The sequence below is a fragment of the Ruminococcus sp. J1101004sp1_RTP21198st1_B9_RTP21198_201120 genome (genome assembly GCF_040924245.1).
In the GTDB taxonomy this organism is placed as follows: Bacteria; Bacillota; Clostridia; order Lachnospirales; family Lachnospiraceae; genus Blautia_A; species Blautia_A faecis.
Map to the genome: position 1 here is coordinate 35,720 of NZ_JBCOMI010000010.1, position 23,561 is coordinate 59,280.

20 protein-coding genes are annotated in these 23,561 nt (G+C 43.6%); 15 read left to right on the forward strand and 5 right to left on the reverse strand.

Annotated features, from left to right (window positions below; all coding sequences use genetic code 11):
* The first annotated feature begins 5 nt into the window (after window positions 1-5).
* The gene (locus AB5618_RS08405; RefSeq protein ID WP_173771065.1) at window positions 6-893 is read left to right on the forward strand and encodes a leucine-rich repeat protein; all 888 of its coding nucleotides are present in this window, start codon (window positions 6-8) and stop codon (window positions 891-893) included.
* Complete coding sequence (locus AB5618_RS08410) at window positions 890-2,350, forward strand: VWA-like domain-containing protein (RefSeq protein WP_173771064.1); 1,461 nt, start codon at window positions 890-892, stop codon at window positions 2,348-2,350. Before AB5618_RS08405 ends, AB5618_RS08410 begins: the two co-directional genes overlap by 4 nt.
* On the opposite strand, the gene AB5618_RS08415 is transcribed toward AB5618_RS08410, so the two are convergent.
* Window positions 2,310-2,516, reverse strand: a complete 207-nt coding sequence (locus AB5618_RS08415) for a DUF6783 domain-containing protein (RefSeq protein WP_319017277.1) — start codon at window positions 2,514-2,516, stop codon at window positions 2,310-2,312. The two genes, AB5618_RS08410 and AB5618_RS08415, sit on opposite strands and share 41 nt — an antisense overlap.
* Between AB5618_RS08415 and AB5618_RS08420 the strand changes: the two genes are divergently transcribed.
* From AB5618_RS08420 to AB5618_RS08435, 4 genes are read left to right on the forward strand one after another with little or no spacing between them, the layout of a single operon-like run.
* The gene (locus AB5618_RS08420; RefSeq protein ID WP_319017278.1) at window positions 2,448-2,606 is read left to right on the forward strand and encodes a DUF6783 domain-containing protein; all 159 of its coding nucleotides are present in this window, start codon (window positions 2,448-2,450) and stop codon (window positions 2,604-2,606) included. The two genes, AB5618_RS08415 and AB5618_RS08420, sit on opposite strands and share 69 nt — an antisense overlap.
* Window positions 2,603-4,114 (forward strand): AAA family ATPase, encoded by a 1,512-nt coding sequence (locus AB5618_RS08425; protein ID WP_173771063.1) that lies wholly within the window; start codon window positions 2,603-2,605, stop codon window positions 4,112-4,114. The genes AB5618_RS08420 and AB5618_RS08425 overlap by 4 nt, the downstream gene beginning before the upstream one ends.
* 9 nt (window positions 4,115-4,123) lie before the next feature.
* Window positions 4,124-5,368: a transglutaminase domain-containing protein gene (locus AB5618_RS08430; RefSeq protein ID WP_173771062.1), complete on the forward strand. Its 1,245-nt coding sequence runs from the start codon at window positions 4,124-4,126 to the stop codon at window positions 5,366-5,368.
* A 21-nt stretch (window positions 5,369-5,389) separates the two neighbouring features.
* Window positions 5,390-6,364, forward strand: a complete 975-nt coding sequence (locus AB5618_RS08435) for a DUF4203 domain-containing protein (RefSeq protein WP_173771061.1) — start codon at window positions 5,390-5,392, stop codon at window positions 6,362-6,364.
* Between the two features lie 153 nt (window positions 6,365-6,517).
* On the opposite strand, the gene rfbD is transcribed toward AB5618_RS08435, so the two are convergent.
* The 4 genes from rfbD to AB5618_RS08455 form a co-directional block, all read right to left on the reverse strand.
* Complete coding sequence (rfbD, locus tag AB5618_RS08440) at window positions 6,518-7,459, reverse strand: dTDP-4-dehydrorhamnose reductase (protein WP_173718598.1); 942 nt, start codon at window positions 7,457-7,459, stop codon at window positions 6,518-6,520.
* Window positions 7,460-7,473: 14 nt separating this feature from the next.
* A complete protein-coding gene (gene rfbB / locus AB5618_RS08445; protein WP_021926781.1) occupies window positions 7,474-8,493 on the reverse strand; it encodes a dTDP-glucose 4,6-dehydratase in 1,020 nt (339 codons plus the stop codon).
* Between the two features lie 27 nt (window positions 8,494-8,520).
* Window positions 8,521-9,417 (reverse strand): glucose-1-phosphate thymidylyltransferase RfbA, encoded by an 897-nt coding sequence (rfbA, locus tag AB5618_RS08450; RefSeq protein WP_118581363.1) that lies wholly within the window; start codon window positions 9,415-9,417, stop codon window positions 8,521-8,523.
* A gap of 195 nt (window positions 9,418-9,612) precedes the next feature.
* Window positions 9,613-10,809: a methyltransferase domain-containing protein gene (locus AB5618_RS08455; RefSeq protein ID WP_118581366.1), complete on the reverse strand. Its 1,197-nt coding sequence runs from the start codon at window positions 10,807-10,809 to the stop codon at window positions 9,613-9,615.
* 300 nt (window positions 10,810-11,109) lie between these two features.
* On the opposite strand from AB5618_RS08455, the gene AB5618_RS08460 reads away from it, so the two are divergent.
* From AB5618_RS08460 to AB5618_RS08500, 9 genes are all read left to right on the forward strand, one after another.
* Window positions 11,110-11,850: a DUF3825 domain-containing protein gene (locus AB5618_RS08460; RefSeq protein ID WP_173735154.1), complete on the forward strand. Its 741-nt coding sequence runs from the start codon at window positions 11,110-11,112 to the stop codon at window positions 11,848-11,850.
* A gap of 295 nt (window positions 11,851-12,145) precedes the next feature.
* On the forward strand, window positions 12,146-12,871 hold the full coding sequence (locus AB5618_RS08465; RefSeq protein WP_173735153.1) for a hypothetical protein: 726 nt from the start codon (window positions 12,146-12,148) through the stop codon (window positions 12,869-12,871).
* Between the two features lie 331 nt (window positions 12,872-13,202).
* Window positions 13,203-15,317: an NAD(P)-dependent oxidoreductase gene (locus AB5618_RS08470; RefSeq protein ID WP_173735152.1), complete on the forward strand. Its 2,115-nt coding sequence runs from the start codon at window positions 13,203-13,205 to the stop codon at window positions 15,315-15,317.
* On the forward strand, window positions 15,314-16,219 hold the full coding sequence (locus tag AB5618_RS08475; RefSeq protein ID WP_173735151.1) for a hypothetical protein: 906 nt from the start codon (window positions 15,314-15,316) through the stop codon (window positions 16,217-16,219). Before AB5618_RS08470 ends, AB5618_RS08475 begins: the two co-directional genes overlap by 4 nt.
* A complete protein-coding gene (locus AB5618_RS08480) occupies window positions 16,195-18,036 on the forward strand; it encodes a DUF2194 domain-containing protein (protein ID WP_202030769.1) in 1,842 nt (613 codons plus the stop codon). Before AB5618_RS08475 ends, AB5618_RS08480 begins: the two co-directional genes overlap by 25 nt.
* A gap of 84 nt (window positions 18,037-18,120) precedes the next feature.
* Window positions 18,121-19,545 carry a GT4 family glycosyltransferase PelF gene (gene pelF, locus AB5618_RS08485; protein WP_368366659.1) on the forward strand — a complete coding sequence of 475 codons (1,425 nt, stop codon included), beginning with the start codon at window positions 18,121-18,123 and terminating at the stop codon, window positions 19,543-19,545.
* Window positions 19,526-20,995, forward strand: coding sequence for an exopolysaccharide Pel transporter PelG (gene pelG / locus AB5618_RS08490; protein ID WP_368366660.1), 1,470 nt, complete (start codon window positions 19,526-19,528; stop codon window positions 20,993-20,995). Before pelF ends, pelG begins: the two co-directional genes overlap by 20 nt.
* Complete coding sequence (locus AB5618_RS08495) at window positions 20,982-22,787, forward strand: CotH kinase family protein (protein WP_295260623.1); 1,806 nt, start codon at window positions 20,982-20,984, stop codon at window positions 22,785-22,787. The genes pelG and AB5618_RS08495 overlap by 14 nt, the downstream gene beginning before the upstream one ends.
* A complete protein-coding gene (locus AB5618_RS08500; RefSeq protein ID WP_368366661.1) occupies window positions 22,777-23,505 on the forward strand; it encodes a polyphosphate polymerase domain-containing protein in 729 nt (242 codons plus the stop codon). The genes AB5618_RS08495 and AB5618_RS08500 overlap by 11 nt, the downstream gene beginning before the upstream one ends.
* Window positions 23,506-23,561 lie beyond the last annotated feature (56 nt).

The following is a 23,561-nucleotide window of genomic DNA, read 5'->3' on the forward strand; positions in this document are numbered from 1 at the left end:
ATGAAATGAAAAAACATACAGACAGCGGTTTTACCTTTGATATTAAGGAAGATCATGCTGCAGTAATGGAAATTGATGGGGATCCCCAGATTGTGGAAATTCCGGAACAGATCGACGGAGTACCGGTCACAGAACTGGCTGAATATCTTTTTTCCGGGAAAAGCTGTCAGGTCATACGGATTCCCTTGGGAGTTCAGAAAATAGGCCGTTACGGTTTTTATAACTGTTGGAATCTGGAAGAGCTATGGTTTTCCAGTGATTTTACTGATCTTGGAAGTGGAGCTTTTACAGGGTGCCACAGGATCCGAAGAATGGAAGTTTTGATGAATGATGAACAATCCGGGCTGAAAGAGATCCTTTCAGAAGTTGGGGAGGAGCTGCGGGTACATTTATATGGAAAAGTGGAAGCCATGCTTTGGTTTCCGGAATATTATGAGGAAGGTGTGGAAAATACTCCTGCCAGGATATTGATGACTGAGGTGCATGGAAGCGGTCTGTATTACAGAAACTGCTTTCAGGGAAAAGTATTTCATTTTCTGGAGTATGACAAGCGTTTTGAGATGGCGAGAGCCCAGGAATCATCAGATTTCCTGAGAGAAATGGTATATGGCAGACTGAACTGGCCGACAGGGCTGACAGAACAGGCGAAAATACAGTACGAGCAGTACCTGAAGGAGCATATAGAACAGATTGCTTCTGATTTTATCCGTCAGAAAAGAGGAGAAGAGCTGGAATGGCTTCTTCACACGTATCCCCTGGAACCTGGGCAGAAAGAACTGTTTACAGGTCTGGTAAATCTGGCAGACAAAGTGAAATCTCCGGAGATTTTAAGTATGCTTATGGAGTACCAGAGACTGCATTTTCCATCGAAAAGGAGAAGTTTTGAACTATGAGTGGTTCAGAAGAGAAAAAATTGAATTCATTACATGAGGAAGATTCGTTATATAAAGCGCAGGGGGGAAAAGCTACATACCAGATAAGTCCGACATATGGGCAAAATACTTTGTACAAGGTAAATCCGGTACATGACGCCTGGGATCGTGCGTTGGCGGCAGAAAGCATCTGCCAGGATATTTTGTCCAGTGCCAGAAACCAGTTGTACCTGAATATGCGCTTTATGGACTGCGCATTGTCAGCACTTTTCTTTCAGGGAGATATGGGCGTTCATCCTGTTGGAACGGATGGAACTGTCCTGTACTATCAGCCGGAAGAACTGATGGAACAGTTCAGGAGAAGCCAGGAAAAGGTGAATCGAATCTATCTTCACAGCCTTTTACACTGCATTTTTCTCCACTGTTTTCCAGAGAAGGATGAAGAAGGAAATCCTGCTGTGGATGTCCAGTACTGGAATCTTGCATGTGACATTACAGTGGAAAATATCATTGACGGGCTTTATCTGAAATGTGTGCATCAGCCGGCATCTATGGTGAAGAGGCAGGCGTTGAAGCTGATACTGGAAGAGGGAAAGGTAATGACGGCTCAGAGAATTTACCGAAGGCTTCAGACTCTTCATTTGCCGGAAAATAAAATGCAGGAGCTGCGCCGTGAGTTTACTCAGGATGACCATGGTAAGTGGTATGAAAACCATCCAAACAGTCCTCAGATGTCCCAGCGGAAAAAGAACTGGGACGACATCCGCAACCGCATGCAGACAGAGATGGAAACTTTTTCAAAAGAAGCGGGAGAAGGCGGAGAAACTCTGGTAGACCAGCTGCGTGCCCAGAATCAAAATCGCTATGATTATAAAGAATTTCTGCGGAAATTTTCTGTTTTGAAAGAAGAAATGAAAGTTGATATGGACACTTTCGATTATATATTTTACAATTATGGAATGAATCTGTATGGCAATATGCCGCTGATCGAGCCCTTAGAAACGAAAGAAGAGCGGAAAGTGGAAGATTTTGTGATCGTTATTGACACTTCCATGTCCTGTAAAGGAGAGCTTGTCCGGAAGTTTCTGGAGGAAACCTACAGTGTGCTCAGTGAATCTGAGAGCTTTTTCAGGCGGATTCACGTACACATTCTTCAGTGTGATGAGAAAATCCAGTCTGATGTGGTGATTGAAAATGCCATGCAGTTGAAGGAATATATGTCCCATTTCACAGTGAAAGGAGGGGGCGGCACAGATTTTCGCCCTGCTTTTGCCTATGTGGAACAGCTTATGAGAGCGAAGAAGTTTACAAAACTTCGGGGACTGATTTATTTTACAGATGGTTTTGGAATTTATCCGGCAAAAATGCCTCCTTATGAGACTGCTTTTGTATTTATGAAGGAGGATTACCAGGACATTGATGTGCCGCCATGGGCGATCAGGCTGATCCTTGATGAAGAGGACCTGGAGTCTGTTTAAAAAGTCTTTCTGTGTCAGATCTCATGTAAAGCAGGATATGTAGATTAGAGCCTGTTTGAAAAATCATTCCCGCAATCTGCACGCCCCACTTTGCGGTATATTTTGCCCGAATTCGGTTGCCGTAGCCCGCTACGGCGCCCTCATCCGGACAAAATCTCCCACAAATTGTGACGCACATCTTGCAGAAAGCCTTTTTCAAACATGCACTAGAATAATACAGCCAATCTGTAAAGACGAGGAGAATATAATATTATGAACATCAAGCGAGCGAAGGAAGAAATACGCAATACAATAGAAGCTTACCTTTTGAAAAATGAATACGGGGAGTATGAAATCCCGGTTATGGCCCAGCGCCCTGTTTTTCTTATTGGCGCCCCTGGAATCGGCAAGACACAGATCATGGAGCAGATTTCCCGGGAATGTAAGGTGGGACTGGTTTCTTACACCATTACCCACCATACCAGACAGAGTGCAATTGGACTTCCTTTTATTTCCAGAAAGAATTTTGACGGAAAAGAGATGGCAGTTACAGAATATACCATGAGCGAGATCGTGGCATCCATCTATGAGAAAATCCAGGAATCCGGCCTTCGAGAGGGGATTTTGTTTATTGATGAGATCAACTGTGTTTCCGAGACACTGGCACCTGCCATGCTGCAGTTTCTTCAGTGTAAAACCTTTGGAAGCCACAAGATTCCGGAAGGCTGGCTGATCGTAGCTGCCGGGAATCCTCCGGAGTACAATAAATCGGTCCGTGAATTTGATGTGGTGACCATGGACCGTGTGAAGAAAATCCAGGTGGAGCCGGATTTTGACGCATGGAGAGAGTATGCTTACGCAAAAGGCGTTCACCCTGCAGTGATTTCCTATCTGAATACAAGACCGGCTAATTTTTATAAGATGGAGAGCACAGTAGATGGCAAAAATTTTGCTACTCCAAGAGGATGGGAGGATCTGTCCAGACTGATACGGGTATATGAAAAACTGGAGAAAACCGTGGATAAGGACGTGGTAGTCCAGTATATCCAGCATCCGCAGATTGCAAGAGATTTCGCCAGCTATCTGGAACTTTTCTACAAGTACCGTACGGATTATCAGATCGATGAGGTTTTAAGCGGCCATATTGATGATATTCTGGTAAAAAAGGCGGCACATGCTTCCTTTGATGAAAAGCTGAGTGTCACCGGACTTCTTCTTTCCAGACTGAACAAAGTCTTTGGAAATGTGCAGGAAGAAGAAGAGAAGCTTGCCAGCATTTTTGATATTTTAAAAGAGGCGAAAGAGCCTCTTATGGGAGCGCAGAAGGAGCAGCCGTTGGTTTATCTGGAGGATGTAAAGAACCGCTTCCAGTCAGACTCATTGGCAAAGAAGAAAGCAGGGCTTTTGTCCAGGGAGGACCTCCATCATGACCAGCAGGTTCTGGATACCCTGGAAAAATATGTGATGGATCTGAAGAAAGAAAATGTACAGGATGGCGAGTCTGCTTTTTCCCTTCTCAGAGGCTGGTTTAATGCGGAAAAAGAAGAATATGACAATGGTTTTGACAAGGCGGCGAAGCAGCTTGAATATGCTTTTGATTTTATGGAGAGTGCTTTTGCGGGCGGACAGGAACTTGTGGTATTTATTACAGAACTGAATACCAGCAGTCCTGCAGTGGCTTTTCTTCAGGAATATTCCTGTGAAAGATATTACCGCTACAATAAGGAACTTTTATTCCGGGAAAACACCAGAGATATTCTGGAACGGATCCGGCAGCTTGGGTAAGGAGGCTGAATGAGAAAAAGAAAACCATGGAAATTTATTTTTATTCTTCTGTTTGCAGTGGCAATTTCCCTGGGAGTCTATGTTTATCAGCAGCAGTATGAGCCGGACGATTTGTTTGTGAAGGTGGGAGAGGGAATTCTGGATAACGCTCCGGAGATTTTTTCCGGAGAGCCGAAAGAAGTCCAGGAACTGCGGAAGCAGGAGGTGGCAGATACCGACACACAGGGACTGCGCCAGGAATACTATTTTAGTCAGCTGAATGAAGAAGAACAGCGGGGCTATCGGGAAATAATAGAAGGAATCCGGGCAAAAGAGAAAGAATTTTACCTTACGATCTATGAGGATGACACTGTAAATAAGGTTTACCATGCGGTGCTTATGGATCATCCGGAGCTGTTCTGGGTGCATAACCGGAAGCAGGTATATAAAACAACCTTCTCAAATGCCAATTATTGTATGTTTTCTCCTGGTTACAGTTATACGGATGAGGAAATCCAGGAGATACAGGCAGCTGCTGACAATGCCTGTCAGGAGGTAAGTGCATTGGTCTCAGAGGGGGCGGATGATTATGAAAAGGCGAAAGCAGTTTATACTTATCTGATCGATACTGCCGAATATCAGGAATCTGAGGACGACCAGAGCATGGCAGGAATCTTTTGGAGGAGGCAGGCAGTGTGTGCCGGATATGCAGGGGCTGCCCAGTATCTGCTGGAATATCTTGGAGTGCCCTGTATTTACGTGGAAGGCAGTACTGCCGGAAGTACAGAGGGACATGCCTGGAACATTATCACTTTGAATGGAAATGATTACTATTTTGATGCGACCAACGGTGACCAGCCGGAATTTCTGGAGGGCGATGCAGTCCAGCTTGCAGAACATAAGACAATCCTGTATGATTATCTGTGTCCGTTCCCGGAGGAGTATGAGATGACATATACACCCTCTGCTGAATTTACGGTTCCGGCGTGTTCTGCAACAGATATGAATTTTTATGTGCTGAACCAGGGATGCTTTGACAGTTATGACTATCAGGAGATCCTGGCATACTGTCAGATGAGGCTGAATAATGGGGCTGCAGTAGTAAGGTTTAAATTCTCATCGCAGGAAGTTTTTGAACAGGCCAGAGCAGACTGGATCAACGGAGATGCCATTCAGGAGGCTGCAAGATATTATATGACTATATATGGAATGAGTCAGGTGGAGTATCATTATGGAATTCTGGAAAATATGAAAACGATCTATTATATGTTTTAAAAGGAAGAGGTATAAACAGATATGGTTGATATTTTAAAAAATATTATGAATATTGCATACAGAGTTCGGGATATGCAGATCGCAGGTACTTTGTCCATGGTTTTATTTGGAGTAGTGCTTGTGTTTGGAATTATGAACTGTGTACTCGGATACCGTCTTTTAAGATTTTGGATGATGATCTTTGGATTTCTCATTGGAGCAGGAATCGGATTATTTGCCATTCATCAGATCGGATTCGGAGAAAAAGTATATTATGCAGTGGGAATGATCGGTGTAGGACTGGTACTTGCCATTCTTTCCTTTGCAGTGTTTAAGGCCGGTATTTTTATTATGGGAGCAGGAATTGGGCTGACGATTACTGTATATATTATCCATCCGACCACTTCTTTCAGCTTTTTCATCTGTCTTCTGGCGGGAGTAGGTCTTGGAATGCTGGCGCTTCGCTATGAAAGAGAAGTGATCATCGTGGGAACCAGTATACTGGGTGGTATCTTAAGTGGCTTTTCTGCTGCCAAGCTGGCAAAAATGGAGGAAATTCCTTTTGGAATCATTTTTTCCATTGGGTTCGCCCTTGTGGGAATGTTGATCCAGTTTGCCATTAATAAGCCGAAATATGACGATGATTACGATGAAGATGAGGATCTGGGTAAAGTACCAGAAAGACGACAGAAACGGGAAGAAGCTGACTGGGAGGAGGTTGAAAACGAGACAAAGCGCAGAGGGAAAAAAGAGCGTGATGATAAAAAGAATCCTTCCAGGGAGCAGTACAGAAAGTATCAGGAAGAGTATGAAGATGATGATTTAGATGATGATCTGTCTGATGCAGATGACAAGGAAATTGATGAGATTCTGGATGAGTATGGCGTGGACGAGGAAGATGTGATTGAGGAATACCTGGAAGATTATTATGGCGAGAACAAGAGAAAGCCGCAGAAAAGACGGAAAAGTAAGAACAAGCGGAAAAACAGCGCCAGCCCTTATCAGAAGAACAGATAGATGAAATCCATTTTCAAACACGCTCTAGAGAGAAAGGCAGAAGAAAGTAAATAAAAACTATGAAATCCTGGAGTCAATAATGCTTCAGGATTTTGACTTATAAAGAAAACGCAGTCAATTGATTTTGAAATTGACTGCGCTTTGCTTTGTGAATTAGAATTCGATTTCCTTTAAATATCTTGCCAGAGCATCCTGCCAGGTTGGAAGAGGGGTGAATCCATTTTCTACCAGCTTCTTTTTGTTCAGACGGCTGTTAAATGGGCGTGCTGCCTTGGAAACTCCGTATTCAGCGGTGGTAACAGGAAGAACTGTTACTTTATCCTCAGCATACTCGGTATGTCCAAGCTCAACAGCCTGACGGAAGATTTCCTTAGTGAAATCATACCAGCTGATATAACCACCCTCATTGGTTGCGTGATAGTAACCGTATTTGTCAGTGAGAATCATGTCGATCATCAGGCGGGCAAGGTCATAGGTGTAGGTTGGAGTACCGATCTGGTCGTTGACAACCTTTAAAGTATCATGCGTTTTGGCAACGTTTAACATGGTCTTGATAAAGTTCTTGCCATTTTTACCAAATACCCATGCAATACGGATAATAAAAAATTTGTCAACATTGTTATAAACTGCAAGCTCTCCGTCAAGTTTCGTCTGACCGTAAACATTCAGAGGCTTGTAGGCTTTACAGTCTGGCTCCCATGGAGTGGTGCCCTGACCGTCGAATACATAGTCTGTGGAAAGATACATCATTTTGATGCCCAGCTTTTTGCAGACTTTTGCAATATTTTCAGTACCAAGAACATTTACTTTGCGGACGATTTCCTGTTTGTCCTCATCTTCAGCTGCATCTACAGCTGTCCAGGCTGCACAGTGTACCACGCCGTCCACGCCTGCTTCTGTAATGGCTTTTTCCACAGCGGAAGCATCTGTAATGTCTACAGAAATATAAGGCATTGTGGTGACAGCAGTACTATCCTGAATTCCGCTATACTCCGGGGCAAGGTCAGAGCCTACCCCTTCGTATCCGCGTTTGTTAAGTTCGTTCATTACATCATGACCAAGCTGACCGGCCACACCTGTTACAAACAGTTTCATAAAAACAGCCCTCCTTAGCGGTTGCCGTACATTTTTTCGTAGTAATTCTGATACTCTCCGGAAATAATGGTCTCCCACCATTCCTTGTTGTCAAGATACCACTGGATGGTCTTCTTGATACCGTCTGCAAATTTGGTTTCTGGCAGCCAGCCCAGTTCGTTGTGGATCTTGGTTGGATCAATAGCATAACGCATGTCATGACCCTTGCGGTCTGTTACGTATGTGATCAGGCTCTCTGGTTTTCCAAGTTCTTTGCAGATGATCTTAACGATGTCGATGTTTTTCATTTCGTTGTGTCCGCCTACATTGTAAACCTCACCAACACGTCCTTTGTGGATGATCAGGTCGATAGCGCGGCAGTGATCCTCAACATACAGCCAGTCACGAACATTCTCACCTTTTCCATAAACAGGAAGTGGCTTGTCATTTAATGCGTTGGCGATCATAAGCGGAATCAGTTTTTCCGGGAAATGATATGGGCCGTAGTTGTTAGAGCAGCGGCTGATGGATACAGGAAGTCCATAGGTTCTGTGGTAAGCAAGTACCAGAAGGTCAGCAGATGCCTTGGAAGAACTGTATGGGCTGCTTGTGTGAATCGGAGTCTCCTCTGTGAAGAACAGGTCCGGTCTGTCAAGTGGCAGATCACCGTAAACCTCATCAGTGGAAACCTGATGGTAACGTTTGATTCCGTATTTACGGCAGGCATCCATAAGAACAGCAGTACCGATGATGTTTGTGTTCAGGAAAACCTCAGGGTTCTCGATGGAACGGTCAACGTGGCTCTCAGCCGCGAAGTTTACAACCATATCCGGATGTTCTTCCTCAAAAAGCTTGTAAACTGCTTCACGGTCTGTGATGCTCTCTTTTACAAAACGGAAGTTTGGGTTGTCCATAACCGGTGCCAGAGTAGAAAGATTACCTGCATAGGTAAGGCAGTCCAGACAGATGATGCGGTAGTCCGGGTATTTTTTTAACATGTGGAAAATGAAGTTGCTTCCGATAAATCCGGCACCGCCGGTAACGATAATATTCATGATATAATTCTCCTTTGATTTTTATAATTAGTGAAGTACGTCCATATATTTGCCATCCAGTACGTCCTTCAGATACTGACCATACTGATTCTTCTTCAGCACGTTGTAAACTTCCATAACTTCTTCTCTGGAAATCCAGCCGTTTAAGTAAGCAATTTCCTCAAGGCATGCAATCTTACGGTGCTGATGGGTTTCTACTGTTTTTACAAAATTAGTTGCGTCTACAAGACTCTCATGTGTACCTGTGTCAAGCCATGTGAAGCCCTGACCAAGAAGCTCTACATTTAACTGACCTTTTTCCAGGTAAATACGGTTCAGGTCTGTGATCTCCAGCTCACCGCGGGCGCTTGGTTTCAGGTTCTTTGCATACTCAACAACTTTGTTGTCATAGAAGTAAAGACCTGTTACACAATAGTTGCTCTTCGGATGCTCTGGTTTTTCTTCGATGGAAATGGCTTTGCCTTCCTGATCGAATTCAACGATACCGAATCGTTCCGGATCGTCTACATAGTAGCCGAATACAGTAGCACCTTTTCCTGAGCTTGCATTCTCAACAGCGGCTTTTAGACGCTTCTTAAGACCGTGTCCTGCGAAAATGTTGTCTCCAAGAACCATGGCAACCGTGTCATTTCCAATGAACTCTTCGCCGATGATAAATGCTTGTGCAAGTCCATCCGGGCTTGGCTGTACAGCGTAAGTAAGAGATACGCCGAACTGATGACCGTCACCAAGAAGCTCCTTGAAACGTGGGGTATCCTGTGGAGTGGAAATGATCAGGATATCACGGATCCCTGCGTTCATAAGAACGGACATTGGATAGTAGATCATTGGTTTATCATAAATTGGAAGCAGCTGCTTGGATGTGACCATAGTCAATGGGTAAAGTCTGGTACCGGATCCACCGGCTAAAATAATTCCCTTCATAATTTCGTTCTCCTTTGTTGGATTTGCTATATTGTTCCTATTGTGAACAATATCTGATTTATGCTGTCAGGTGCATGATTTCGTAGTCGTTCATGAATGCTGCCGGATTTTGGGCAGCATTTGTTTGCCCTGACCTGAGTCTGTAGCTACATTATAAAAGGTGACCTTACGTTACCTTCAAGACCTTTTTTACAATTATTTCAAGTTTGTTACTTTTTCACAAAGAAATACCCCTGCATCCTTGGTGATATGGAACCCATTTTCTGTCTTTTTCTTAACAAGGGCGCGAAAATCCTTGTAACGGTCTGGCAGATACTGGTTCTGATTGCCGTGGCAGGAGAGAATATAGGAAATTAAAGGTTCCGCATCGGTGACAATCAGTTCGTCCTCATAGGATTTCCAGGTAATCTGCTGAAAATAAGGGGAAAGGATATCCGTTCCATTTTCCCTGCCAAAGCGTTCGTACAGTTTATCTGCGGAGAGGGCAATCCTTTCATCGAAGGACTGGACTAGAAGGCTGACCTCCCGCATATGTCTGGAACCGTAGGTACTGCAAAGAAAACGTCCGCCTGGCTTCAGGATTTTTGTTACATTTTTGCACACCTTTCCAATGTCGTCACAGTAAAAAAGTACATGATTGGCAATGACCAGATCAAAGGTGCCAATCCTTGGAGGAATGTTGTGACAGTCAAAAGCTTTGAAAGAAAAACGGGGATCTTCTCCGCCAATGGCACGCCTGGCGTCACGGAGCATACCCTCGGAAATATCAGAAAGGGTAATGTGTATGTTCCCTGGCAGTTTTGATAAGTTCTGGGTCCAGAGAGCTCCGTCACCGCATCCAAGCTCCAGAATATTCATTCCCTCATGAATCTGGCACTGCTGGCAGATCCAGGGAAACCAGCCTTCCTGGTTTACAGAATAAAGACTGTGCAGGTTGATCCTGGAAGAAATGTTGGAAGCATTCTGGTACTGATTTTTCAGACTTTTTTCCATGACAGTCAGATGGATCAGGTCCAGCATACGGCTCCAGTCCACGGTATGTTCCTCAGAAATGGCCTGGGCAGTATCTTTCAGTGTTTTTTCCACAAGCTGCATCTGTTCAATCCGGTCCTGTACAAGCTTCAGCTGTACATTCAGGGCATTGAGCATAAAATGGCTGTCCGGGTCTTCGATAGTCATCTCCCGGATATCCTCCAGGGAAAATCCAAGATATTTTAGCAGCAGGATCTGCTGCAGCCTTGCAAAGTCCGTGTCAGTATAAAATCTTGCGCCGGACTCGGATACAAGAGAAGGTTTCAGAATATCGTGCTGGTCGTAATAGCGGATGGTCCGCAGTGTTACTCCAGCCATCCGGGCAAACTGACCGGAAGAGTAGTAGCCGTCTTTTTTCAAAAAAACACCTCCTGGATTGCCAAATGTTATATTATATTATAGGGAAAATTTATCTGGGGTGCAATGGAAAGTTTGAGGCAGGTTATGGTTTATTACACTTACAAAAGAACAGCTTGCGGAATATTACTGGCAGATCCTGTCGCAAAGAGGCGAACGCTTTTCCTTGTGCTTTTTTTATCTGTGTGCTACCCTTTAAGCAAGGTCAGCGGGGCCGAAGATGAATCTTAAAACTGGCAGTTCTGTCAGTCTTTTTCCACAATAAAATGTAAGGAAGAGAAGAAAAAAGGACAGGAGGTTAACATGAACCTATTCGATTTTACCTACTGCGGTAATTATAACCGGCAGATCCAGAACCTGGCCAGGATATCCCCTGAGAAGTGGAGTTTTGGGCAGTCCGGGGATAACGGGATCCTGAAAGGTTATCTGGAAAATACATTCCGCAGACTGTATGAGGAAGGAAAAGTACGGGAAGAGAAAGAATATGCCCTTTTTCATACAGGACTCTTTAATCAGTATTATCAGCCAATTTATGCTTATTTTGTTCCAAATGTAGTACCGGACAGACAGAAATGGTATCTGGAAGGATTTTATACAGACTACTCGCTTTTAAAAATAAAAATCACGGATCTGCCGCCCAGGGCTTCCTATGTGGAAAATCCTTCCGATCTGGTGTTTGATACCAAGCTGCCGGTGGTGCCTCAGTATGAGCATATTTTTGATGATGAGGAAAATGTGCAGCGGCTTCCTTCCGCAGTGAGGGAGAGCGGCATGCGGGTACAGCTTTTTGATGGAGCCTTACAGCAGACCAGACGGATACTGGAGTCAGACTACAAGGCTGCCATTCCTCAGTATTATAACCATTCCATTCAGCTTTTAATCCCAATCTGCCTTCAGAATCCGGGAATTCCGGATCTGGCACTGGCCTGTATGAAAACTCCGGATGGGACCAAATATCTGGGACGAACCTGTCTGACTCTCCGGATGGCCTATCACAATGCCAGACTGCTTGCAAGGCTGGACGGGAGCTGGCTGAGGGCGTGAAGAAGTTAGAGAAAATGAAATACCTTCAAAGAGGATATTGGAACAGTAATCGGAAAGCTGCAGTTTCCTGGCAATGTCCTGCTGTTATGGGGCAGATTGTGAACAGGGATAAAGAGTGTGAAAGAACTGTGACTTTCTTTCGGAAAAACTGTTCAAAATATATAAAACGTGTTACAATATAAAACTATCACAGAGAGAAAATCAGAGGTAAGGACTACATAAGACAGCAAGTCCTGGATCGATCAGAGAGGCAGGAATCAGACCTTGGATTTTCTTATGGAACACAGGAGAATGTATGAGAATCGAATTAAAAGACGAAAATCAGGAAGAACCGCAGAAAATTGATGAGAACGACATCCGTTACAAACACGAGACCGATCTGACGAAGAAAGAGAAGCGTGAACTTGAGAAAATGAAGCTTGCCAGTATGGGCTGGAAGGGAAAGCTTCAGTATATCTGGGCCTATTATAAGCCTCAGATGGCAGCCATTGTGGCGGTGATCGCCATAGCCTTTTTTGTAAAAGATCTTTACGAAAATTCCAGGATCCATACAGCACTTACGGTTATGGTAATTGACTCCTACGGAACGAAGCAGGAGGAAGCCGAAGAAAAGGTAGAGAAAGCGCTGGGAATCCAGGATGATCCATATGAAATCGTCACAGTAGACGAAAGCCTGCGCACCGGTGAAGACGGAGTTGCATTGGAATCCTACAGCCAGATGGCCTTTACCACCAAAGTATCTGCCAGGGCAGTGGATGTGCTTATTGGTTCCGAAGATTATATGGACGGTTTTGAGTTCAAAGATGAGTATTTTATGGATCTGACAGAGCTTTTGCCAGAGGATGTTTACCAGGTATTTGGGGAGCAGGATGACAAATACAGCATTACCATTGATTCTGATGAACTGGCAGAGGAACTTGAGGTGACCTATGAGCCTGTTAAGATCGGAGTTCTCGCTAATTCAGAGAATGTGGAGAATGCAGTGAAATGGCTGACGAAACTGGCAGAAGAATTATCGTAAATAATGAAGGGAGACGTGTGAAAGCTGCCGCGTCCCCCTTCCTTTTTCTGTAAAAATAGGCCGGATTTTCTGGGTGCATTTCACATCAAAGCTTTTTCAGATAGTGTTTTTCAATAAAAGAGAGAACTCCATATAGCCCCATGGCAATCAGACACAAAACCACAATGGACATCAGCACCCAGGTAAGCTTGAAGAAGTGCGTCTGCAATCTGAAAGAAAAATTATGTAAAATTTAGAAAAAATTTCGTAAAAATGTCAATAGGATATTTGACCGAAATAAGGTATCCTAAACAGACAGAAGAGATTTTAAAGGATAACAGGAGAGAAGGATATGAAGGTTTTGCTGGCCGGGAATACCGGTTATGTGACAGAAGAATTTGTAGAAGAAGCATTTCCAGAATGTCAGGTGATGGTACTTGGAAATAAAATGCTAAAGACAGTCCGGAGAAGGGAACTCATTTCCAGACCATTTCCCAGGACGGAACTGGAATTTGGAGATATTTTTCGGACATACGAATTTGAAGCTGTGGTATACTTTTCTAATTATCTGACCTTACATGGAGAACTGGAAGGGGAAGCAGAGAATCTGCGCAAGATCCTGCAATACTGCAGGAAAGGGGTTCAAAGCCACTTCCTTTACGTGACAGGACCAGAGGGAATGTATGATGTACCAACAGGTAAGACTCTGCTGGTACAAAATGCAGAGGATGTGTGCAGACGCTATGCGGGACTGTACGGTCTGACGGTGAAAATACTGCGAGTACCCTATTTATATTCCGGAACCTATAAAAAAGATTTCTTTTACAGAATTTTCCAAGCTTCGAAAGAGAGCCAGAAGCTGTTTTTCCAGGAAGCTCCGGAGCAGAAAGCCTGTTTTTTATATTCTATGGATCTGGCAGAACTGATGTACAAGCTTTTTGATAACTGGAATGATGAGGAAGAGGTATTGAATGTTCCAGATGTATTTGACATCTGTTTTCAGGATGTGACCGAAGAACTGAAAAAGGTTTTATCCCCGGTCTCCATTATCTATAAAAGCAGTGCCGTTGTAGAAAAAATAAAAGAAGACGACAGACAGATCCGAACAAACTATAACTGGTTTCCAAAGATTTCAGTATTAGATCATATTTCGGAAATGTATAAAGAATATAATGAATACACAAAAAACAATGGGGGAAAAGTAAGCTGGCTTACCAGACTTTTCAATCAGAACCAAAGATGGCTGCGGGTATGTGAGTTTGTGGTCTGCTTTCTGGCGTTCGAATTTTTGCAGCGTCTTCTGGGAAATCAGGCTCAGTTTAAGATGATTGATCTGCGTCTTGTGTTTATTGTCTTGTTTGGAAGTCTTTACGGTCTGGGATATGGAATTGCCGGAGCAGCAGCCCAGACAGTATCCTTGCTTCTGGCATATGAAAGCCAGGGAACAAAGTGGTATACCCTTTTTTACGAACCAGCTAACTGGATCCCATTTATCTTTTATTTTGCTGCAGGTGCCGTGTGTGGTTATGTGCGAATGAAAAACAGGGAAAATCTGGAATTTATATCAGAGGAGAATCAGCTGATCCGGGAAAAATTTCTCTTTATGCGTGATCTGTACCAGGCGACCCTTCAGGACAAAAAAAGATACAAAAAACAAATTCTGGGCAGTAAAGACAGCTTTGGAAAGATTTTTGACATTACCAGGAAGCTGGATATTGTACAGCCAGAGGAATTGTTTATTGAAACGATGCACATTATGGAAGAGGTTCTGGAGAATGAAACCTTTGCGTTTTATTCCCTCAGTCAGAAAAACGGCTATGGCAGGCTGGAAGCTGCATCTCCCAAGTCTCAGGGAATGTACTCTGCTTCTGTCAGATTAAGTGAGTATACGCTTGCCCTGGAAACCCTGGAAAAAGGGCAGGTATGGGCAAATCGGGATTTTATAAAAGGTTATCCCATGTATATGGCTGGTATCCGGAAAGAAGGCAGTCTGGTGATGTTGATCTGTATTCAGGAGGTAAAAAACGGACAGCTGACTTTATACTATATGAATCTGTTTCAGATTTTATGTGGTCTGGTAGAAACATCACTTTTACGTGCTCTTGAATATCAGGAAGCCACGGAATACAAGAAATATGTAGAGAATACGAGGATCCTGAAGCCGGAATACTTTGAAAAAAGTCTGGAACTTCAGCATTCTATGCGTGAGCAGAAGATGGCATCCTATATCCTTCTGAAACTGAAGTATGGGAATATGACCATTGAGGATGCGGATGAGGCACTGGACCGCTGTATCAGAGAAAACGATATCCGTGGTATTTCTCCAGAAGGGGAGTTGTATCTGATCCTGACCCAGGCAGATGACAAGGCATTGCCAGTCATCCTTGAACGTCTGAAAAGAAATGGATTTGAGGGAAAGGTGCTTGATGTTCCGGTAGGAAAAGAGACAGCAGGAGTGGAATCATGACAAAAACAGCAATTGGAATCACGGCACTGGCGATTCATCTGATCATCTGCATACTGATCTGGTCAGGAATACGCACAGGATTTCTGAAAGCAAAGATGTACATGCTGTCTCTTGCCGTATTTGTACCAGTCTGGGGACCGGTGTGTGTCCTGCTCATACATTTTCAGCTTTTTTCCGGTACGGATCAGGTGAAAACAGTGGGAGTTGAAAAGCTCAGGGTTAACGAGGAAATTTATAAGAACATGTTTCCGGCCATGGAGGAAAATGACAGGGATGTGGTTCCTCTGGAGGAGGCCCTTCTTCTGAATGATTCTTCCAGGCGCCGGGAACTGATCATGAACGTTCTGAATGATAACCCGGGGGAATATGTGGAATTATTAAAGCAGGCACGAATGAATGAGGATGTGGAGGTAGTCCATTATGCGATTACAGCCATGGTGGAACTGTTCAAAGAATATGATTACAGATTACAAAAAATTGAGAAAAAATATACGAATGATCCAGATGATCCTGTTATTCTGGAGGAGTACTGTGATTTCCTGAAAGAATATCTGAGTCAGGGCTTTATGGAGAAGCAGATGGAACAGATTTACAGAAACCAGTATACCCAGCTTTTGTTAAAACAGCTGGAACAAAAGGTGAATCTCCATACCTGTGTCTGCCTGATGGAAAATCTTATGGTGCAAAGGGATTTTTTTCTGGCAGAAAAAATATTGAAAATCATGGATCAGAACTGGCACAGAGGTGAAGAATACTGGATCTGGAAAATTCGGTATCTGGCAGAACGGAAAATGGGGAAAGAACTGAAACAGAGCTTACAGGCATTGAAGGAAGAGCATATCTATCTTTCTTCCAGAGGAAAGGAGGCACTGGGATTTTGGCTGGATGGATCAAAAAAGTGAAAGCTTTTCAATTTAAGGGAATTCTGGTGATCCTGGGCTGTTTTCTGCTTATAGGAGCCATTCTGTTTGCAGAACGATCCGGTCTGTCCTACCGGGAAAAGGCAAAGAAACTGACTTATCTGGATGCAGATAAAGTGGTTACGGAAGAAACTGCGATAAAGACACTAAAGCCAACCTGCCTTGTTCTTACAGACAGCAGTCAGGCGAACAGCACCATGGCGTGGATCCAGTTCGAGCAGATCTTTAAGGACATGAAGGTGGGTACTGATCTGGTTGATGTAAATCATGAAAGTATACCGGATGATCTGTCTGATTATGAGACTGTGGTCGTTCTTTTAAGCGATTTAAGTCCGCTGAAAGAAAATGTGCTGAAGATCAGCGACTGGGTAAAAGAAGGCGGAAGTGCCATGTTCGCCCTTACTCTTCAAAAGGATACTTATGTATCCCTTATTGAGCAGAAGCTTGGAATTGTATCCTCAGGTTACACAGATGCCATGGTAAACAGCATTTATTTCGACAGTGAGTTTCTCGTCGGAGGCGGAAAAGCATACAAAGTCACAGACGGCTACGAATCGGCCTGGGCAGTGGAGCTGAGTCAGCGTGCAAGGGTATACGCCTGGGCAGATGATACGTCAGGCGTTCCTTTGATTTGGGAAGCTGATTATGGAAACGGAAAGTTTGTAGTAGATAATTTTGGGTTTTATGAAAAAGCTTTCAGAGGCTTTTTTGCTGCATCCTACAGTCTTCTTACAGATGTGGGGGTATATCCGGTGATCAACGGATCCGTCTTTTATCTGGATGATTTTCCCTCCCCTGTTCCAAATGGAGATGGAACTTATGTAAAAAGGGATTATGGCACCAGTATTGCAGATTTCTATACCAATATCTGGTGGCCGGATATGATCGCCCTTGCTACGGCTCACAATGTGCAATATACAGGAGTTATAATAGAAAATTATGAGGATGAAACAGACGGAGAGACGGAACGCCAGGATGATGTACAGCGGTTCCAGTATTTTGGAAATATGATCCTTCATCAGGGCGGGGAACTGGGTTATCACGGTTATAATCATCAGCCGCTCAGCTTGTCAGACACGGATTATGGAGATGCACTTCCCTATAAGACCTGGACAAGCTTTTCTGCCATGGAAAAAGCAATGAAAGAGCTGATGGATTTTGGAAAGGAAATGTTTCCGGAGACTACCATGTCTGTTTATGTTCCTCCTTCTAATGTTTTGTCAGAAGCGGGAAGGAAACTGCTGGGTTCCCTGTATCCCAAGATCCGTACTATTGCCAGCAATTATTTTTCCGGCGACTATGCTTATGTGCAGGAGTTTGAAGTGGCTGAAGATGGAATCGTAGAACAGCCGCGTATTATTTCCGGTGCGATCATTGACGATTATATGCAGATGGCTGCTTTGTCTGAGTTGAATATGCATTTTGTAAATACACATTTTATGCATCCGGATGACCTTCTGGATGAGGACAGAGGCGCTGCCCTTGGCTGGGAAAAGCTGAAAAAACGTCTGGATGAATACATGACCTGGCTGAATGAAGCAGCACCGGCACTTCGAAATCTTACAGGCTCCCAGCTATCCGGTGCCATTGAAAGATATGGTGCCCTGACCGTGGAGAAATACATTACAGACAAGAAAGTGCATCTTCATCTGGGAAATTTTTACGATCAGGCGTATCTGATGGTGAGAATGAATAAAGGAACTCCGGTGCGTGTGACTGGTGGAGACTTGACTCAGGCTGCTGGGAATCTGTATTTGCTGAGCGCAGAACAGGAAGATGTGTACATTGAGTTCGAATAAATATAATGACAGCAGTGTCAAAAGGTCTTTTACTATTGGTAACATAAACATATGTATTGAAAATGCAGATAAAAGGAGAAAACAGTGAGAATCTGTCTGGTTTTGGAAGGGTGTTATCCTTATGTGTTCGGCGGTGTTTCCACATGGATGCACCAGTATATCAATCAGATGCAGGAGCATGAATTTGTGCTCTGGGTTATTGGTGCAAATGCAGAAAAAAGAGGAAAATTTGTCTATGAACTTCCAGAGAATGTTGTGGAGGTTCATGAGGTTTTTCTGGATGATGCGCTCCAGGTGAAAGAAAAGGGGAAAATGTCCCATATTTTTTCCGAAAAAGAACTAGAAAGTCTGAGCGAGCTGATGCAGATGAGGAGACCGGACTGGGAGACGTTGTTTTCCCTGTATCATGATAAACATTTAAACCCTATGGCTTTTTTGAAAAGTGAGACTTTCCTTGATCTCCTTATAAAAATCTGTAAAGAACAGTATCCGTATATTGCTTTTGCAGATGCCTTTCACACCATGCGTTCCATGCTTCTTCCTGTTCTGTATCTTATGGGAAGTGAAGTGCCAGAGGCGGATGTGTATCATGCCATATGTACCGGGTACGGCGGACTTCTGGCCTGTCTGGGCGGCTATGTGTACAAAAAGGATGTTCTTCTTACAGAACATGGAATTTATACAAGGGAAAGAGAGGAGGAGATTATCCGTGCCAAGTGGGTGGTTCCATCCTTTAAGAAACAGTGGATCGCTTTCTTTTATATGCTGTCAGATATGATCTATCAGAGGGCATTTCGTGTGACCTGTCTTTTTACAAATGCAATGCGCACTCAGATTCAGATGGGCTGTGCACCTGGGAAGTGCCGGGTTATTGAAAATGGGATCGACTATGACAGGTTGTCCGGAATCCCTTTGAAAGAAGAGGATGGCTGGGTAGATATTGGAGCAGTAGTAAGGCTTGCTCCTATCAAAGATATCAAGACCATGATCTACGCTTTTTTTGAACTGTCTGCACATGTAAAAAATGTACGCCTTCACATTATGGGAGGAGTCGATGATGAAGAATATGCACAGGAATGTTACGAGCTGGTGAAACAGCTGAAGCTGGAAAACATTATATTTACAGGGCGTGTGGACATTGTAAAATATATGGAGAAACTGGATTTTACCATCCTTACCAGCATTTCAGAAGGACAGCCCCTGTCTGTGCTGGAATCCTTTGCTGCAAGACGTCCCTGTGTTACCACAGATGTAGGCTGCTGTCGGGAACTTCTGGAGGGAAAGGAAGAGGATGTGTATGGAAAGGCAGGCTATTATGTGGCACCTATGTACCGTGACGGACTGGCTCTTGCCATGGAGAAGATGTGTGAATCCAGAAGCAGGCGGCTTCGTATGGGGAAAAATGGACAGGCGCGGGTAAAGGCTTATTACAGACAGGAACGCATGATCCGTCTGTACAGGGAGCTTTATGAGGAGGTGATACAAAAGAATGGCCGGAATCGGATTTGAACTAAAAAAACTGTTTAACAGCCGGGGACTGTTTGCTTCCTTCAGAGCTTACGGATATGCGGGAGTCGTATGTACCGGTCCAATGCTTCTTGGAATTGTATTGCTTCTTGGTGTTATGTATCTTTGTGATAAAACAGGAGGCAGCAGACACAGCCGGGAACTTCTGGTGTGTATGATCACGTATACCCTTTTGTTTTCCCTGACAGTTACCAGTTTTTTGTCTATGGTAGTTACCAGGTTTATTGCGGATATGCTGTACGAAGAAAAATACGATATGGTATTGCCTTCTTTCTGGGGCTCTACAGGGATCATGCTGGTGGCCGGCGGGATCCTGTATGGAATTTTCCTTATCTTTTCCGGAGCAGGACTTCTGGACGGATTGCTGTGTCTGTGGCTTTTTGGAGAGCTGACCGTTACCTGGAATGCAATGAGTTATCTCACTGCAATCAAAGATTACAGAGGAATCATGCTGTCATTTACAGCTGCTATTGTGATCACATTTATATCCGGCTGGGTATTGCTGATGCTGGGAATTCCCCATGTGGAAGCTCTTCTGATTGCAGTGGCTGTGGGATATGGAGTGATGCTTTTGTGGGATGTGATCCTTTTGTATCAGTATTTTCCCCAAGGGGAAAAGGGTGCCTTCCTTTTCCTAAGATGGGTGGATCAGTTTCTGCCTCTGGCATTTACCGGTTTTTTTATCAATATTGGACTGTTTGCCCATTTGGTGATCATGTGGGTCGGACCGCTTCAGGTACAGGTGCAGGGACTGTTTGTTGGTGCACCCTACCATGATGTGCCAGCTCTTGTGGCATTTCTTACGATTTTGGTAACAACAGTAAACTTTGTGGTTTCTGTGGAGGTGAATTTTTATCCGAAATATAAAAATTACTACAGTTTATTTAATGATAAAGGTGCTGTAGGAGATATTACCCAGGCAGGTGAGGAAATGTTAAAGGTATTGAATGTGGAATTGAAATACACGGCCTTGAAGCAGCTCCTTGCTACAGCACTTGCTATTTCTCTTGGCGGACTGCTCCTGGAGTATGTGCCGCTTGGGTTTAACGATCTTATGGAAGGGTATTTCAGAACCCTCTGCGTGGGATATGGCATTTATGCAGTGGCAAATACCATACTTCTGCTGCTTTTATATTTTACAGATTACAAAGGAGCGCTGGCGGCCTCCGGATGTTTTGCAGGAGGAACTGTGCTGTTTACAGTAATATCCCTGTTTTTCCCAAGAGTATATTATGGTTTCGGGTTTCTCACAGGCAGCGCAGTGTTTTTTCTGATTGCAGCCTTTCGTCTGGACTATTACACAAAGAGGCTGCCCTATTATATTTTGAGTGTACAGCCTGTGGTGGCCAGGGAAAAAAGAGGAAAGTTTTCCAGACTTGGTTTTTTCCTCAGCAAAAAACTGGAAAGGAGTCAGAACAGTGAAAAAATATAGAAAACTTGCATGTATTCTTGCCGGAAGTATGACCATGTCTTTATTCGCAGGCTGTATAGGAAATGGAGATGTAGTGCCGGAAGAAAAAAATGAGAGCACAGATACAGAAGAACCGACAGCATCCGAAACGTCACAGGAGATAAAAAAAGCAGAATCCCGGGATATTGACCAGGTTCATTTAAGAGATAAGGACAGTCTTTATGAAAACGATGACGATACCAGCGTGGTTACCATGTACCTCATTGTTTCAAAGGGGAATTCTTCAGAAAATACAGATCATACATGGGAAGAAATCAATAGTTATTCTGTCTATGATTATGAAGAGATGGGAGTAGACAGATATCAGGCGGCTGCACTTTTACAGATAGGGAATGAGAATGGTCCGACAGAGGGAATGGTAGGATATGGGGAGAATATTCCCAATGCCACGGTACAGATCCGTGGGCAGACTTCAAGCCGGAATGCCCAGAAAAACTATAAGATTGAGCTGAAGAAAAATAAAGGAACCTGGCGCGGGCAGAGAACCATTAATCTGAACAAGCATATGACAGAAGGAATGCGGTTTCGGAACAAGCTCGCCTATGACCTGCTGAAGGGCATTCCCCAGCTGATCAGTCTGAGAACACAGTTCGTCCATCTGTATGTAAAAGATACCACAGATGGTTCTGCTGACGCTGAATTTGAGGACTATGGCTTGTATACCCAGGTAGAGCAGCTGAATAAGACTGGATTGAAGAATCATGGACTGGATTCCAATGGACAGCTTTATAAAATTAATTCTTTTGAATTTTACAGATATGAAGATGTGATAAAACTCCAGGATGATCCATCCTACGACAGTGCTGCTTTTGAAAAATTGCTAGAGATAAAGGGAAGTACCGATCATAGGAAACTGATTCAGATGCTTGAAGCAGTAAATGACTACAGTATACCAATTGACACGGTTCTGGAAGAATACTTTGATGAGGAAAATATTACATATTGGATGGGATTTCAGATTTTGATGGGAAATGTGGATACCCAGAGCCGAAACGTGTATTTATATAGTCCATTAAATTCAGATACCTGGTATTTTATTCCCTGGGATAATGATGGCAGTCTGATGAGACCTGAATATAAGATAACCGGTTTTAGTGATCAGAAAAGCTGGGAATCCGGCGTTAGTAACTATTGGGGAAATGTACTGTTCCAGAGATGTCTGAAATCAGAGCGTTTCCGGGAAAAGCTGGATGAGGCCATTCTGGATCTGAAAGAATATCTCAGTGAAGAGAGACTGGGCACTATGATTGAAAAATACAAGACTGTGGTGAAGCCGTATCTTTATGAGATGCCGGATGTGTTTTATGCACCTCTTACCAGTGAACAATACGATGAGCTTGCTGCATCACTTCCGGAAGAAATAGAAAAAAATTATCAGCTCTATGTAGAAAGTCTTAGTAAGCCTATGCCGTTTTATATTGGTGTTCCTGTTGCAGAGGGAAATAAAATGAAAATAAACTGGGATAATTCCTATTCCTTTGACGCGGAGGATATTACTTATTCTGTAGAGATAGCAAAGGATTATCTTTTTCAGGATGTGATCTATACACAGGATGGTCTTATGATCCCGGAAACGGAGCTGGAGCTTCCGGAAGCAGGACAGTATTTTATCCGTGTGCGTGCAACCAATGAAAAGGGAAAAACACAGGATGCTTTTGACTATTATGTTACAGATGAAGGAAAGCAGTATGGCATGAGGTGCATTTATGTAACGGAAGATGGTCAGATCGAGGAAGATATTTATGAGGAATAAAAGCAGGGAAGCATTTCGAAATGAATGGAAGTATCTGATCAGTACCAGTGAAAAAGAAATGCTTATGCTCAGGCTGAAGCCATTTCTACAGCCGGATCCCCATGCCGGGGAAGGGGGATATTGTATCCGCAGTCTGTATTTTGACGATTACTGGAATAGTGCATATGCGGAAAAGGAAGCCGGTGTACTGATGCGAAAAAAATACAGGATCCGGATTTATAACAATAATGACAAATTTATCAAACTGGAGCGGAAAAAGAAGTTTGGAAGTTATATTTACAAAGAGAGTGCACCGCTTACAAGAGAAGAGGTGGAGAAAATCCTGAAGGGGGACTATGCGTTCCTTTTGTACAGTCCCCACTCTCTATGCCGGGAATTTTACATAGAATGTACCTGCAATATGATGCGGCCAAGGACCATTGTGGATTACGAACGGATTCCCTGGATCCTGGATGCCGGAACGGTAAGGATCACCTTTGATTCAGATGTGAGAGCGGCTATTGGCAGTTATGATATTTTTGATCCTGGATTGCCTGCTTTGTCTGTGCTGGAACCTGGAAAACTGATTCTGGAAGTGAAGTTTACAGAAATGCTTCCCCAGCTTTTACGCGATGTTCTGCCACCGCCAGCAGCGGAATTTACAGCAGTTTCCAAATATGTACTCTGTTATGAGAAAACCAGGTATATGAATGGATTCGAGTACTGGTATGAGACATAAAAAGAAAACGTATAACTGTGAACTATGTTCACAAAAAATATCTCGCAAAATACTGC